A 13,610-nucleotide genomic window follows, 5' to 3' on the forward strand; every position below is an offset into this window, starting at 1 on the left:
CGGGGCGTTCCCGGGGAGCGTCAGCGGGGCGTTGCCCCGCTCTACACAATCGGGGTGCGGCGTTTTGTAGCGCCGGGCCGAGCCCGGCGAGGCGTTCCCGGTAAAGCTCCAGCAGGGTTTGGCCCTGCTCTACGGCTCAGGCCAGCGGCCGCTTGCCGGTATCGCCGGCGATCTCGCGCACCAGCTTCGGCACCAGGTAGCCGGACAGGCGCGCGCCCAGCGCCGTGTGCAGCTCCAGCGCGCGCGCATCGTCGACCTCGAAATGGGCCACGCCCTGCACCCGGTCCAGCTGGTGCAGGTAATAGGGCAGCACGCCGGCGGCGAAGCTGCGCTCGCTCAGGGCGGCCAGGGCGTCGATGTCGTCGTTGACCCCGCGCAGCAGCACGGCCTGGTTGAGCAGCTGCGCACCGGCGCCGCGCAGGCGGGCGAGGGCGGCATCGACGCCGGCATCGAACTCGTTGGCGTGGTTGGCGTGGATCACGAAGGCCAACGGCCACGGCAGGCCGGCCAGCCAGCGCGCCAGTTCCTTGTCCACGCGTTCGGGCAGCACCACCGGCAGGCGGCTGTGGATACGCAGGCGCTTGAGGTGGGGAATGGCGGCCAGCGCCTCGGTCAGCTCGGCCAGCTTGGCGGTGGCCAGCGACAGCGGGTCGCCGCCGGACAGGATCACCTCGTCGATCGACGGGTCCGCGGCGATGGCCGCCACCGCTTCCTCCCACCCGCCGCGGGCGGCGTTCTCGCCGGCATAGTCGAAATGGCGGCGGAAGCAGTAGCGGCAGTTGATCGCGCAGCTGCCGGTGGCCACCAGCAGGGCGCGGCCGCGGTATTTCTGGATCACGCCGGTGGCCTTCTTCGCCGCGCCGTCGCCGACCGCGTCGAAACTGAACCCCGGCACCACCCGCATCTCGGCGTCGACCGGCAGCACCTGCCGCAGCAGCGGGTCGGCCGGGTCGCCCGGGCGCATGCGCGCGGCGAACCCGCGCGGCACCCGCAGCGGGAACTGCGCCAGCGCCTGCGCCGACACGCCGAGGTCGGCGGGCTCCAGCCCCAGCCCGGCCAGCAGCTCGGCCGGGTCGCGGATCGCCTGCCGCCAGTGCGCCTGCCAGCGGTCGGCGGGCAAGAGGGAGGGGGCTTCCTGTAGAGCGGGGGCGAGGGCTGCGGTTATCATGGGCGACCAGAAAAACAGATGCCCGCCTTCGATGGCGGGCGTTCCATTCTAATCCGGCCGCCCTGCGCGCGCCGGTTTTGCCACTTATCAGGAGTTCCAGCATGGCCAGCTACGGCATGAACGACGTAAAGAACGGGATGAAGATCCTGGTCAACAACCAACCGGCGGTCATCATCGACACCGAGTACGTCAAGCCGGGCAAGGGCCAGGCGTTCACCCGCGTGAAGTACCGCCTGATCAAGGACGGCCGCACCCAGGAAGTGACCATGAAGTCGACCGACTCGGTCGATGCCGCCGACGTCGTCGATACCGACATGAACTACATGTACAGCGACGGCGAGTACTGGCACTTCATGGACCCGGAAACCTTCGAGCAGGTGCAGGCCGACAAGGCCGGCATGAACGGCGCCGAGAAGTGGCTCAAGGGCGAGGAGTCCTGCGTGGTCACCCTGTGGAATGGCGCGCCGATCGACGTCACCCCGCCGAACTTCGTCGAGCTGAAGATCACCGAGACCGACCCGGGCGTGCGCGGCGACACTTCCGGCGGCGGCGGCAAGCCGGCCACCCTGGAAACCGGCGCGGTGGTACGCGTGCCGCTGTTCGTCAACCAGGACGAAGTGATCCGCGTCGATACCCGCTCCGGCGAATACTCCGCGCGCGTCAAGTAAGTCCATGCACGAACCCGCCCGCGTCGAGCAGGCTGTCGAGGAACCGGTCCGCGAGGACCGGTTTCCGCATGAGCGGGTGGTGAATTTCTGCGACGCGGTGTTCGCCATCGTCATCACCCTGCTGGCGATCGAACTGCGCCTGCCGGGCGGCGAGCTGATCGAGCGGGTGGGCGCGGACCAGGCCTGGGGCCAGACCCTGGGCCTGCTGGTGTCCTACCTCATCAGCTTCTTCGTGACCGGGCTGTTCTGGGTGGGCCACATGCTCACCTGGAAGCATGTGCGGCGAGTCAACGGCAAGGTGGTGTGGCTGGCCCTGCTGCAGCTGTTCTTCGTCGTGCTGATGCCGTTCGCCACGCGCCAGGTATCGGAGCATTTCCTCGTCTATGCGCTGGTGCTCACCGGCATCTCGCTGTTTTCCTGGCTGGTCCGGCGCACGGTGGTGCAGCAGGAAGACCTGCGCGCCCGGCTCGGCCCGGCGCAGGCGCGGCTGCTGCTGACGCGCGGGCTGATCCCGCTGCTGGTCTTTTCCTCCGCCGTTCCGCTGGGCCTGTTCGTCCCGGGGAAGTGGGCGGTATTGGTATTCGTGCTGATTTTCCCGCTGTCCACCCTCGCCAGGCGGCGCATCCTCGCCGGCGGCGATTGAGCGCGCGACGGAAGGCCGGCCCCGGAAGGAAGCTTTGCAATGACAATCCATGAAACGGCAGCGCTCGGCTGCGACCTCCTGATCGAAGCCGGCTACGTGGTCCCGGTCGAGCCGCACGCGGTGGTGCTGGAAGACCACGCGGTGGCGATCCGCGGCGGCGAGATCGTGGCGGTGCTGCCGCGCGCCGAGGCGCGCGCGCGCTTCCAGGCCCGGGAAGTGGTGTCCCGCCCGGAATCGGCGCTGATCCCCGGCCTGGTCAATGCCCACACCCACAACCCGATGACCCTGCTGCGCGGCATCGCCGACGACCTGCCGCTGATGACCTGGCTGCGCGAGCATATCTGGCCGGTGGAAGCGGCGGTGATCGGCCCGGAGTTCGTCGCCGACGGCACCACCCTGGCGATCGCCGAGATGCTGCGCGGCGGCACCACCTGCGCCAACGAGAACTACTTCTTCGCCGACGTGCAGGCCGCCGTATACAAGAAGCACGGTTTCCGCGCGCTGGTGGGTTCGGTGATCATCGATTTCCCCAGCGCCTGGGCGAAAACCGACGACGAATACTTCGCGCGCGCGACCGACCTGCACGACCAGTGGCGCGGCGATGCGCTGATCGGCACCGCGTTCGCGCCGCATGCGCCGTATACGGTCAACGACGCCAATTTCGAGCGGGTGCGGATGCTGTCCGACCAGCTCGACATCCCGGTGCATCTGCACACCCACGAGACCGCGCAGGAAGTCAGCGACTCGATCAGGCTGCACGGCCAGCGCCCGCTGGCGCGGCTGGACCGCCTGGGCCTGGTCAACGACCGCCTGATCGCGGTGCACATGACCCAGCTCACCGACGCCGAGATCCACCTGTGCGCCGAACGCGGCGTGCACGTGGTGCATTGCCCGGAGTCGAACCTGAAGCTGGCCTCGGGCTTCTGCCCGGCCTGCGCGCTGGTGCGCGCGGGCGTCAACCTGGCCATCGGCACCGACGGCTGCGCCAGCAACAACGACCTGGACATGTTCAGCGAGAACCGCACCACGGCGATCCTGGCCAAGGCCGTGGCCAACGACGCCACCGCGCTGGACGCGGCGACCACGCTGCGCGCGTCTACGCTGGGCGGCGCGCGTGCGCTGGGCTTCGGCGACAGGATCGGTTCGATCGAGGTCGGCAAGCAGGCCGACCTGGCCTGCGTGGACCTGTCGGCGCTGGAGACCCAGCCGCTGCACCATGTGCTATCGCAGCTGGTCTATGCCGCCGGCCGCCACCAGGTCAGCGACGTGTGGATCGCCGGCCAGCCCAAGCTGGTGCAGCGCGAACTGGTCGGCATGGACGTGGCGGCGATCACCGCCAATGCCCGCCAGTGGCGCGACCGCATCCGTTCCATCCGCGCCTGAGCGCGCGGCGGCTTCACGAGGATTACGCAATGACCGCAGCACCGACCTCCAACAACTTCGATCAGGCCGAACTGGACAAGTTCGCCGCGCTGGCCAACCGCTGGTGGGATGCCGACGGCCCGCAGAAGCCGCTGCACGCGCTCAATCCGGTGCGCCTGCAATACGTGGCCGGGCGCGCCGCGCTGCGCGGGGCCAAGGTGCTCGACATCGGCTGCGGCGGCGGCCTGCTGAGCGAGGCGCTGGCGAAGGAGGGCGCGCAGGTCACCGCGATCGACCTTGCGCCGGAACTGGTCAAGGTCGCGCGCCTGCACGGGCTGGAATCCGGCGTGCAGGTCGACTACCGGGTGCAGGCCGCCGAGGACCTGGCCGCCGAGCAGCCGGGCGCGTTCGACGTGGTGACCTGCATGGAGATGCTGGAGCACGTGCCGGACCCGGGCGCGATCATCGCCGCCTGCCAGCGCCTGCTGCGCCCCGGCGGCAAGCTGTTCCTGTCCACGATCAACCGCACCCCGGCCGCGTTCGCGGTGGCGGTGGTCGGTGCCGAATACATCGCCCGGCTGCTGCCCAGGGGCACGCACCATTACCAGGAATTCATCCGGCCGGCCGAGCTGGGCGCCTGGCTGCGCCAGTCCGGCTTGCAGCTGCAGGACGTCAGCGGCATGGCCTACGAACCGTGGCGCAACCGCGCGCGGCTCAGCCGCCGCACCGACATCAACTACCTGGCCTTCGCGGTCAAGCCGGAACAGGCCTGACCGTGGCCGCGTTCCCGCCGGTGGTGCTGTTCGACCTGGACGGCACCCTGCTCGATACCGCGCCGGATTTCGTCGTCACCGCCAACGCCATGCGCCAGGCGCGCGGCATGGACGCCCTGACCGCCGAGCGGCTGCGCCCGGTGGTGTCCAAGGGGTCGCGGGCGATGCTGGCGGTGGCTTTCCCGCAGATGGCCGAAAGCGAGCGCCATGCGCTGGTGCCCGAGTTCCTCGATGTCTACCAGTCGCTGATCGGCCGCCATGCGCGGCTGTTCGACGGTATTCCCGGCATGCTGCAGGCGCTGGAACAGGCGGGCAGCCGCTGGGGCATCGTCACCAACAAGCCCGAATACCTGGCGCGGCTGATCGTGCCGCAGCTGGGCTGGGAGCAGCGCTGCGCGGTGCTGATCGGCGGCGATACCCTGGCCGAACGCAAGCCGCATCCGCTGCCGTTGCAGGTGGCCGCGCAGCGGATCGGCGCGACGCCGGAACAATGCGTCTATGTCGGCGACGACGAGCGCGACATCCAGGCCGCGCGCGCGGCCGCCATGCCATCGGTCGCGGCGCTGTGGGGCTACCGCCCGGATGGCGACGATCCGGCGCTGTGGCAGGCCGACGTGATGGCGGCCACGCCGGCCTCGCTGCTGGAGCCGGCCGCCTGGCCGTGGCCGCGCGGCCTGCGCTGAAATCGCAGGGCCGCGGGCCCGCCGGTCAACCGCCGCAGCGGTGGTAGGCGAACGGGATTTCCAGCGTCTTCCCGTCCTCTCCGGGCCCCGAGATGGATGCCCGCAACCCTGCGCCGTCGCGCCGGTACTCGATGCGGTCGGGGAAGTCGTGCGCCGGGTTCGCGAAGACCACCCAGCCCTCGCCGCGGTCGGCGATGGCGAACACGGTGGGTGCCACGCCATTGGGCTGGACGTGGAAGCCGGCGTCCTGGCCCGCGGGCACCAGGCGCATGAACTCGAACGACTCGGTACCGCCGCCGCGGACCGTGCGCGACATGCCCAGCAGCGCGCCGCCGGCTTCCGGCAGCCAGACCTCCTCGATCTTCCGCTCCCCGCCGCCGCCGCACCATTGGCCCGCCAGCCAGTCGAACTCGCCCGCGGCGGCCGTCCCGGTCGCCACCGCCATGCCGGTACCCAGCACGATTCCTGCCTTCAACATGTTCCGTCTCCCCTGTGGATGGCCGCAGGCTAGCCGTGCCCCCGCCGCGGCGCTTGTAAAAATGCGCAGCGCGGGGTTCGATGGCGCATGGATTACATCGAGCATCCGCCGCCGCCCGACCTGCAGCGCCATGTGCAGTGCCTGTGGGTGCTGCGCGACGAGACGCCCGGCGACGAGGTGCAGGTCATCTACCCGGACGGCTGCTGCGAACTGCTGGCCGAGCTGGGCGTGCCGCTGCGCTTCCACGGTGCGGATGGGCAGGTCCGCTCCGACCAGCCGTTCTGCTTCGCCGCCCAGCAGCTTGGCCCGATCCGTCTGCAGGCGGCGGGGCCGGTGTTGTGCATCGGCGTACGGCTGATGCCGGCGAGCAGCGCACTGGTGGCCGGCGCGCGGTTGCCCGGGCTGCGCGACCACGCGCCCGACCTGTTCACGCTGGATCCGCCATTCGCCGCCCGCTTCCGCGATGCCATGCAGGCCCATGTCGCCACGCAATCGCCGGAACCGCTATGGCGATTGCTGCGGGAGCGTTGCGCCGGTTTCGCGGCGGACACGCTGATCGAGCGGGCCGTGGCGATGCTCGACGCGGTGGACGGCGACCTGCGCATCGCCGAACTGGCACGGCGGCTCGGCGTCGGCCTGCGCACTTTGCAGCCGCGCTTTCTCGCGGCGGTAGGCATGACGCCGAAGGAATACGCGCGCGTGCGCCGGCTGCGGGCCTTGCTGCATACGCTGGATGCCGAAGCGGCGGATATCGCCGATGCCGCCGCGCGCCACGGTTACAGCGACCAGGCGCATGCCACGCACGATCTGCTCAGTTGGACCGGCATCACGCCGGCCCGGTTGGTGCGCGCCCTGCGCGGCGACAGGGGCGGCGACGACGCACTGCGGCTGGCCGCTGCTTTCGTGCGTGGCGCCAGCAACCGGCCTGGCACGCCGAGGCCGCGCCGGGCGGATTGACGCGCCGGCGGTCCCGCGGATCGCCGGATGCGCGCGGGCGCTTCGCCATCAGCGTCTGCCGCGCGGCAACTCGATCCGCGGCGGCCTGCAGCATCCGCGCTCGCGCGGCGCGCGCCCTGGAGGCGTCGATCAGGCTGTGGAAGCGGGGACTGAATGCGCGGCCGACCTGGCCGGTGAGCTACGCGGTGATTCTTCAGTGTTGGCGCGGGAAATCGCCTGCGCGCCCAAGCAGTTGCTGCCGGCAGCGGCGACCCGTGCGCAGCGTGGCGCGTCGCTGCAGGCAGCCGGCCCGAGGCGGTAGGACAGTTGGTTGCGCAGGAGCATTCCCTGCATGGCCTGGGTGGTTTCCAGCGCCTGCTGGCGGACTTCGACCAGATCCGGCAGGCCCTGCAACGTCAGCGCGATGTTCGGCAGTGCCTGCGGGTTTTCGAGCATGGGGCGGAAATCCATCTTCGTCGTGCCCGTGCTCAGCACCGGGTTGTTGCTGAGCGAAGCGGCGGAGAATTGCCGCACCGGCCCGGGCACGCGCATCAGATCGGCATGGCTGCTGCGCTGCGGCAGGTTGGTTGCCATGGCCGGCGGCGCGAGGGTCAGGCTGCTTGCCGGCCCGCCGATGCGGGAGGGAGGCGCCGGCAGGCCGGGCGTGATCGCGGCAAGCAGGCCTGCGGGCCAGGATGAGGGGCTGCGGATCATGCGCATGCTGCGTCCATGCGCCGGCACGGGCGCCAGCCATTGGTGGAGTGGCGGGAGGTGGCGCTCATCGGTCGTCCGCGGAGAGGACGAGGTTTTCCTGTTGCTGGTCGCTGCGCTGCGCGTAGAAGTCGCCGCCGGACGGTGAAGGCTCCATCCGCAACAGCGGCTTGCGGGTGACGTCGATCAGCACCAGCCAGCCATCGGCATTGATGAACCAGGCGAATATGTCATCGGGAATGGCGAGTTCGCGGAGGCAGGCGTCGTCGGCGGTCACCGCATAGCCGCCGATGGTGCGCTGGTCGGTGAGGGTGATTCTGCAGACACGGCCGCCTTCGAAATCCTCCCAGAGCACGTAGCGGCCCTGCAGCCGGCTTGTCCACGGATCGGGCGCGGCGGAAAGGCCGTCGTCCACGGTAACCGGCGGAGTCGCGGCGGGAGCTGGCGGCGCCGTGGGGCCCGATGGGGAAGCGGCGGGACCGCTCGCGGTTTCGCTCCAGCAACCTGCCAGCGGGGCGGCCAGGGCAAGGCAGGCCCAAAGCGCGGCGCGTGCATGGAGGCGCCGGGGGAGAAGGGGGCATCGATATGGATTCATGAGGGGCGGCCTGCGTCTGCTGTGGGGAGGTTCAACGGGCGGTGACGGTTGCGGTGTAGCGGGCGGCGGGTGGCCCGTCGTGCAGATATGGGGCGCCCGCGGGGCCAACCCGTGTCTTGCCCGCCGGCACCAGCTCGAATTCCAGCGTGGCGGTGCCGGGGCCATCGGCTTCATAGACGAAGATGGCCAGGTCCGTTCCTTGCGGGCCGGCATGCGGTTCCACGTCGAGGCTGCGGAAGAAGAAAGGGGCGGTATCTGCCGTGCGTTGCGCCGCTACCCACAGCTTTCCGTCGGCGCTGCGGTAGGGCAGGCGCAGCGTCAGGGTCCGGCCGGCTACTTCATGGCTGCCGGCAGGAAGCGCCGGTGGCGGTGTCGCGGAAGCGGGCACGTCCGCAGCGGGAGGCGTGCACGCGCTTGGCAGGAGGATGATCAGCCCGGCACACAGCAAGCCGCGTGCGAGCGCCATGACAACGGCGGTTGCCGGCCTGCCTGCATCGGCGTGACTGCGAGCGCGGGCCTGCACGGATGAATCGGACGAGACGGATGGCGGAGCCGTTCGCGGGCGGGAGCCCCGGGCGTGACGGCGGGAGCGCAGGGACATGGTGCCTTCCAGTGGGCGGCGGCCGGATTGCCGTCACTGGCAATGAACACGGAAACCGGCCGGCGACTGACATGCCTGCTGGAACCGGCGTTCCGGCCGGTCGCCGGGAGACGGCGCGCGCCCAGATTCTTACAATATGCCCATGACTGGATCTGATTCGCTGGAAGGCTTCCTGGACAAATGGCGCGAGCGCTGGCCCGAGTGGTCGCTGGTGGACCGTTTCGTCGCGCCGGAGCTGCATCGCCGCACCGTGGCGTGGTTCGCGCTGCTGCAGGAGTTCGACGACATGCTCAACACCGCCGGCGACCCCTTGCCGGCCAATGCCAAGCTCGGTTGGTGGAGCGAGGAACTGCGCAGCTGGGCCGGGCAGCGTTCGCGGCATCCGCTGGGCCGGGTGCTGGAACCGGTGCGGGCGCCCTGGGGGCAACTGGCGGAGGCGCTGCCGGACCTGATCGAAGCCCGCGACGCCATCGCCGACCCGGAACAGGCGCGCCGTTCGCTGCAGCGCCTGGCAGCCGCGGTGGCGGCGGTGGAAGCGGCGCTGTTCGATGCGCCTCTGTCGCCGGAGGCCGGCGACGCGGTGCTGACCCAGATGCTGGCGCAGCGGATGCAGGACCTGGGGGGCGCGGCAGTGCCGGCGGGTAGTGGTGGCGAACGCGAATGGCAGCAGGCCCTGCTCGCACGCTGGCCGGCGCGGGTGGCCGGGCCGCGTCCGCGCAGGCTCTATGCGGTGCTGGCGCGTGGTCGTTTGCAGGCACGCCTGCGCGGCGGTGATTACCAGCCGAGCCCGGCCGGGCTGCTGTGGCGCGGTTGGTGGGCCGCGCGCGGCTGATTTGCCGGCAGGACATTGGCACGTAGTCCGCAACAGCGCGGTTCGGTGCGCGATGGCGCATTCCTGCAGGAACAGTCCGCAAGGAACGCCAAGGCGCGAAGGAAAACCAGGTCGGTGTTTATGTTGCCGCCTTGCAGGCGGCAACCCTTCAGGCCATCGACAGGCGAGGTAAAGAACCGCTCCAGGCGGTTTTTTGCACCCTTGGCGTTACTTTGCGGAGAATCTCTGTTGCCGGTTTCACCGGTACAGCTTCGGTGCGCACCGCAGTGCGCGCCTGCGACTACTTTCCGCGCTCCAGCACCAACAGCGGATCAATCCGCACATCGAACCAGTTCATCCCCCAATGCAGATGCGGCCCGGTCGCGCGCCCGGTGGCACCGACCGCGGCGATCACCTGGCCCTGCTCGATGCGGTCGCCGACCTTCACGTCGATGCGCGACAGGTGCAGGAAGTTGGAACTGATGCCGAAGCCATGGTCGAGCACCAGGGTGCCGCCGGTCAGGTAGAGGTCCGGGTTGGCGAAGGTGACGATGCCGGCGGCGGGCGCCTTCACCGGCGTGCCGGCCGGCGCGGCGATGTCCATGCCCGAATGGCCGGCGCCGGGCTGGCCGTTGTAGACGCGGGCATTGCCGAAGCGGCCGCTGATGCGGCCCTGTACCGGCCAGATGAAGGTCTGGGTGAAGTCGGTGCGGTTGTCGTCGCGTTTGCGCGATTCGGTCACCTGCGCCTGCTCACGGGCGATGCGCTCGGCGATGGCCGGTGGCGGATTCACCGTCTTTGGCGGCACGCCGTTGACCCGTTCCACCGGCCAGTCACGCGCAGTCACTGCAATCGAAACGTTCTCGCTGCCGCCATCGGGGCGCTGCACCTGTACCTGCAGCGGGCCTTTCTCGTCACGGCCGATGCCGAATACCACACTGCCGTAGCTGCTGACCCGCAGCTGCCGGCCCGCATAGCGGACCGTGCTGCCAGCCGGCACCTTGCCGATCACCATCGCGCCCTGCGATGCACTGGCAGGGAATACGACGCGGTTGTCGAGCAGGTTGCCGATGCCATCCTGGGCCTGCGCGGGCAGGGCGGCGAGCAGGGGCGCTGCCAGCAGCAGCGCACCCATCATCAGGACCGAACGCATCAACGGTCGTAGGTCATGCGCTGGCCGGCCGGTGCGCCCACCAGCTTGCTGCCGTCCCATACCTGCTGGCCGTTGACCCAGGTGGAGGCAATGCGCGAGCGGAAGGTGGTGCCCTCGAACGGCGACCAGCCGCACTTGGACAGCACGTCCTCGCGCTTGACCGTGAACGGCACGTCCTCGACCAGCACCAGGTCGGCGAAGTAGCCCTCGCGCAGGAAGCCGCGCTCCTCCACGTCGAACAACTGTGCCGGGGCATGGGCGAATTTCTGCACCACCTGTTCGCGGGTCAGCTTGCCTTCGTGCACGCGCTCCAGCGCGGCAACCAGCGCGTACTGCACCAGCGGCAGGCCGGACGGTGCCTGGGCGTAGGGCTTCTGCTTCTCTTCCCAGGTATGCGGGGCGTGGTCGGTGGCCAGCACGTCGAGCACGTCATCGGCCAGCGCGGCGGTGATCGCCTCGCGGTCGGCCACGTCCTTGATCGCCGGGTTGCACTTGATCAGGTTGCCCTTGGTCGCATAGTCCGGGCGCGCGAAATGCAGGAAGTGCACGCAGGTCTCGGCGGTGATCTGCTTGCGGCTGCCGTCGGCGCGGATCAACGGGCCCTTCTCGAACAGCGCCAGCTCGTCGGCGGTGGAGATGTGCAGCACGTGCAGGCGGGTGCCGTGCTTTTTCGCCAGCGACATCGCCAGCCGGGTGGACTTGATGCAGGCCTCGCGCGAGCGGATGTCCGGGTGCATGTCCGGGGTCAGCGCGTCGCCGTACTTTTCCTGGAACGCCTTCAGGTTGGCGTCGATCATCGGCGTGTCTTCGCAGTGCGTGATGATCGGCGTCGGGCAGTCGCGGAAGATCGCGTCCAGCGTTTCCGGGTTGTCCACCAGCATGTTGCCGGTCGAGGCGCCCATGAACACCTTCACCCCCGGCGCCTTCTTCGGGTCGAGCACGCGGATGGCTTCCAGGTTGTCGTTGCTGGCGCCGTGGTAGAAGCCGTAGTTGGCCCAGGCGCGGCCCTTGGCCAGTTCGTACTTGGCTTCGAGGATGGTCGAATCCAGCGTCGGCGGGTTGGTGTTGGGCATGTCCATGAAGCTGGTCAGGCCGCCGGCCACCGCGGCAGCTGATTCACTGGCGATGTCGCCCTTGTGGGTCAGGCCGGGTTCGCGGAAGTGCACCTGGTCGTCGATCATGCCCGGCAGCAGCCAGCGGCCGGCGGCATCGACCACTTCCTCGCCGGCGCGCGGCGCCAGCCCGCTGCCGATCTGCGCGATGCGGCCGTTCTCGATGCGCAGGTCGCCGTCGAAGGTACGGCCCTCGTTGACCATGCGGGCATTGGTGATGAGCGTGGAGGACATGTCAGTGTTTTCCTGTGCAGCGGCAAGAGGGGGCGTCGGCCTTTCCCGGAACCGGATCGAAGCCGCCGGGGTGCAACGGATGGCAGCGGCCCAGCCGGCGCAGCGTAAGCCAGCAGCCCCGCAACGGACCGTGTATGCGGATCGCGTCCATCGAATACTCGGAGCAACTGGGGACAAAGCGGCAGCGCGGCCCCAGCAGGGGGCTGATGAAGCGCTTGTAGAAGCGCAGCAGGGCGATGAGGAGTCGGCCGATCACCCTTGGATGATAAGCCAGCTGGCATTGCCCAAGGATTTGTCGCACGATGCCGGACGGGCGGCGGGTGGACTCCAGATGCCTTCCGCCCACCGGGTACGCCGGTCGTGCCTGGTCACGTTCCGAACTGCGCGGGACGATCCGGCGGTGCCGCCGGGCCGCTCACGGGCCGATCGGGCATCCGTTCATGTCGGGGCGGTCGGCGCGGTTGCCGCTGCTGGTCGGGTAGGCTATAAAGGCCCGCTTTCCCGGGCCCCGGGGGAAACAAGGAAGAGCGTTTCGTGGCTGCTAAAAAACCTGCAAAAAAGGCCGTCAAGGTCGCCAAGAAAATCGCCAAACCTGCAGTCAAGAAGGCGGCGCCGAAGCCGGTGGTCAAGAAACCGGTAGCCAAGGCCGCCAAGCCGGCTGCGAAGAAGGCGCCTGCCAAGAAGGTGGTGGCCAAGAAGGCACCGGCCAAGCAGGCAACGCCCGCCAAGAAGGCCGCGGTCAAGAAGGCTCCCGTCAAGAAGGTGGCCGCCAGCAAGGCCCCGGCGAAGAAGGTGGCCGCTCCGGTGGCCAAGGTGGTCAAGGCCGCCAAGCCTGTCAAGCCGGTGGTCAAGAAGGCTGCCGAAAAGACTGCAGTCAAGGCTTCCAAGTCCCCGGTCAGCAAACCCGTCGTCAAGTCCGTACCGAAACCGGCCGCCAAGCCGGTTCCGGCCAAGCCTGTCCCGGCCGTAGTCGCCAAGACGGTTCCAGCCCCGGCCTCCGCGCCGGCGGCCAAGGCACCGGCTCCGGCGCCCAAGGCCCCGCAATCCAAGAATCCCGTGCCTGTTTCGAAAACCCCCGCAAAGACCGTCGTCAAGTCCGCTGCCCCCGCTGCCGTCCGCCCGGTCGGCAAGGTCGCCGTCGCCGTAACCGCACGCTCGGCCGCCCCGGCCCCGCGCAGCAAGCACAAGGTGGTCGAGTACAAGACCGACGAGGCGACCGGCCGCCCGATTCTGCCGGCCGGCTACAAACCCTCGTCGGACGAGGAGTACATGAGCCCGCTGCAGCAGGAGTACTTCCGCCAGCGCCTGCAGAACTGGCGCGCCGACCTGGTCGAGGAATCCAAGCAGACCATCGAGAACCTGCGCGAGGAAGTGCGCGACATCGGCGACGAAGCCGAGCGTGCCACCCGCGAGACCGAGAACTCGCTGGAACTGCGTACCCGTGACCGCTACCGCAAGCTGATCGGCAAGATCGACAGCACGCTCAAGCGCCTGGAAGCCGGTGATTACGGTTACTGCGTGGATACGGGCGAGGAGATCGGCCTGGATCGACTGGAGGCGCGCCTCACCGCCGAGCGCACCATCGATGCGCAGGAGCGCTGGGAGCACCTGCAGAAGCAGCAGGGCGATTGAGGTCCGGTACTTCGTGATCCCGGAAAGCCCCGCCATGCGCGGGGCTTTTC

Annotated in this window: 16 protein-coding genes; 8 read left to right on the forward strand and 8 right to left on the reverse strand. The window is 69.4% G+C overall.

Annotation, left to right across the window (positions count from 1 at the left end; translation table 11 throughout):
• Positions 1 to 136: 136 nt before the first annotated feature.
• Positions 137 to 1,168 carry an EF-P beta-lysylation protein EpmB gene (gene epmB, locus QMX80_RS00085; RefSeq protein WP_282274455.1) on the reverse strand — a complete coding sequence of 344 codons (1,032 nt, stop codon included), beginning with the start codon at positions 1,166 to 1,168 and terminating at the stop codon, positions 137 to 139.
• 101 nt (positions 1,169 to 1,269) lie between these two features.
• Between epmB and efp the strand changes: the two genes are divergently transcribed.
• The 5 genes from efp to QMX80_RS00110 are packed head-to-tail and all read left to right on the forward strand — an operon-like array spanning position 1,270 to position 5,297.
• Positions 1,270 to 1,836, forward strand: a complete 567-nt coding sequence (gene efp / locus QMX80_RS00090; RefSeq protein WP_055769548.1) for an elongation factor P — start codon at positions 1,270 to 1,272, stop codon at positions 1,834 to 1,836.
• A 4-nt stretch (positions 1,837 to 1,840) separates the two neighbouring features.
• Positions 1,841 to 2,479, forward strand: coding sequence for a TMEM175 family protein (locus QMX80_RS00095; RefSeq protein WP_282274459.1), 639 nt, complete (start codon positions 1,841 to 1,843; stop codon positions 2,477 to 2,479).
• Positions 2,480 to 2,518: 39 nt separating this feature from the next.
• Entirely contained in the window at positions 2,519 to 3,862 is a 1,344-nt protein-coding gene (locus QMX80_RS00100) for a TRZ/ATZ family hydrolase (protein WP_282274461.1), read from the forward strand.
• Between the two features lie 29 nt (positions 3,863 to 3,891).
• On the forward strand, positions 3,892 to 4,614 hold the full coding sequence (ubiG, locus tag QMX80_RS00105) for a bifunctional 2-polyprenyl-6-hydroxyphenol methylase/3-demethylubiquinol 3-O-methyltransferase UbiG (RefSeq protein WP_282274463.1): 723 nt from the start codon (positions 3,892 to 3,894) through the stop codon (positions 4,612 to 4,614).
• Positions 4,611 to 5,297 carry a phosphoglycolate phosphatase gene (locus tag QMX80_RS00110; protein WP_055770338.1) on the forward strand — a complete coding sequence of 229 codons (687 nt, stop codon included), beginning with the start codon at positions 4,611 to 4,613 and terminating at the stop codon, positions 5,295 to 5,297. Before ubiG ends, QMX80_RS00110 begins: the two co-directional genes overlap by 4 nt.
• Before the next feature lie 25 nt (positions 5,298 to 5,322).
• Here QMX80_RS00110 and QMX80_RS00115 read toward each other — a convergent pair whose 3' ends face one another.
• A complete protein-coding gene (locus tag QMX80_RS00115) occupies positions 5,323 to 5,775 on the reverse strand; it encodes a DUF6265 family protein (RefSeq protein WP_282274465.1) in 453 nt (150 codons plus the stop codon).
• Positions 5,776 to 5,862: 87 nt separating this feature from the next.
• Here QMX80_RS00115 and QMX80_RS00120 point away from each other — a divergent pair, with 87 nt between their 5' ends.
• The gene (locus tag QMX80_RS00120; RefSeq protein WP_282274467.1) at positions 5,863 to 6,732 is read left to right on the forward strand and encodes an AraC family transcriptional regulator; all 870 of its coding nucleotides are present in this window, start codon (positions 5,863 to 5,865) and stop codon (positions 6,730 to 6,732) included.
• 129 nt (positions 6,733 to 6,861) lie between these two features.
• On the opposite strand, the gene QMX80_RS00125 is transcribed toward QMX80_RS00120, so the two are convergent.
• The 3 genes from QMX80_RS00125 to QMX80_RS00135 all read right to left on the reverse strand — a co-directional run bounded on the left by QMX80_RS00125 (position 6,862) and on the right by QMX80_RS00135 (position 8,483).
• Complete coding sequence (locus tag QMX80_RS00125; RefSeq protein WP_282274469.1) at positions 6,862 to 7,425, reverse strand: hypothetical protein; 564 nt, start codon at positions 7,423 to 7,425, stop codon at positions 6,862 to 6,864.
• A gap of 64 nt (positions 7,426 to 7,489) precedes the next feature.
• Positions 7,490 to 7,837, reverse strand: a complete 348-nt coding sequence (locus QMX80_RS00130; protein WP_282274471.1) for an AprI/Inh family metalloprotease inhibitor — start codon at positions 7,835 to 7,837, stop codon at positions 7,490 to 7,492.
• 211 nt (positions 7,838 to 8,048) lie between these two features.
• A complete protein-coding gene (locus QMX80_RS00135) occupies positions 8,049 to 8,483 on the reverse strand; it encodes a hypothetical protein (protein WP_282274474.1) in 435 nt (144 codons plus the stop codon).
• A 277-nt stretch (positions 8,484 to 8,760) separates the two neighbouring features.
• On the opposite strand from QMX80_RS00135, the gene QMX80_RS00140 reads away from it, so the two are divergent.
• Positions 8,761 to 9,450, forward strand: coding sequence for a squalene/phytoene synthase family protein (locus QMX80_RS00140; RefSeq protein WP_282274476.1), 690 nt, complete (start codon positions 8,761 to 8,763; stop codon positions 9,448 to 9,450).
• Positions 9,451 to 9,730: 280 nt separating this feature from the next.
• On the opposite strand, the gene QMX80_RS00145 is transcribed toward QMX80_RS00140, so the two are convergent.
• From QMX80_RS00145 to yidD, 3 genes are read right to left on the reverse strand one after another with little or no spacing between them, the layout of a single operon-like run.
• On the reverse strand, positions 9,731 to 10,582 hold the full coding sequence (locus QMX80_RS00145) for a peptidoglycan DD-metalloendopeptidase family protein (RefSeq protein WP_282274480.1): 852 nt from the start codon (positions 10,580 to 10,582) through the stop codon (positions 9,731 to 9,733).
• Positions 10,582 to 11,928, reverse strand: coding sequence for a dihydroorotase (locus tag QMX80_RS00150; RefSeq protein WP_282274483.1), 1,347 nt, complete (start codon positions 11,926 to 11,928; stop codon positions 10,582 to 10,584). The genes QMX80_RS00145 and QMX80_RS00150 overlap by 1 nt, the downstream gene beginning before the upstream one ends.
• A 1-nt stretch (position 11,929) precedes the next feature.
• Complete coding sequence (gene yidD, locus QMX80_RS00155; protein ID WP_152984273.1) at positions 11,930 to 12,202, reverse strand: membrane protein insertion efficiency factor YidD; 273 nt, start codon at positions 12,200 to 12,202, stop codon at positions 11,930 to 11,932.
• Positions 12,203 to 12,462: 260 nt separating this feature from the next.
• On the opposite strand from yidD, the gene dksA reads away from it, so the two are divergent.
• Positions 12,463 to 13,560 carry an RNA polymerase-binding protein DksA gene (gene dksA / locus QMX80_RS00160; RefSeq protein ID WP_282274485.1) on the forward strand — a complete coding sequence of 366 codons (1,098 nt, stop codon included), beginning with the start codon at positions 12,463 to 12,465 and terminating at the stop codon, positions 13,558 to 13,560.
• The last annotated feature ends 50 nt before the right edge of the window (positions 13,561 to 13,610 follow it).

Source organism: Stenotrophomonas sp. PS02297 (genome assembly GCF_029959705.1).
Taxonomy (GTDB): domain Bacteria; phylum Pseudomonadota; class Gammaproteobacteria; order Xanthomonadales; family Xanthomonadaceae; genus Stenotrophomonas; species Stenotrophomonas nitritireducens.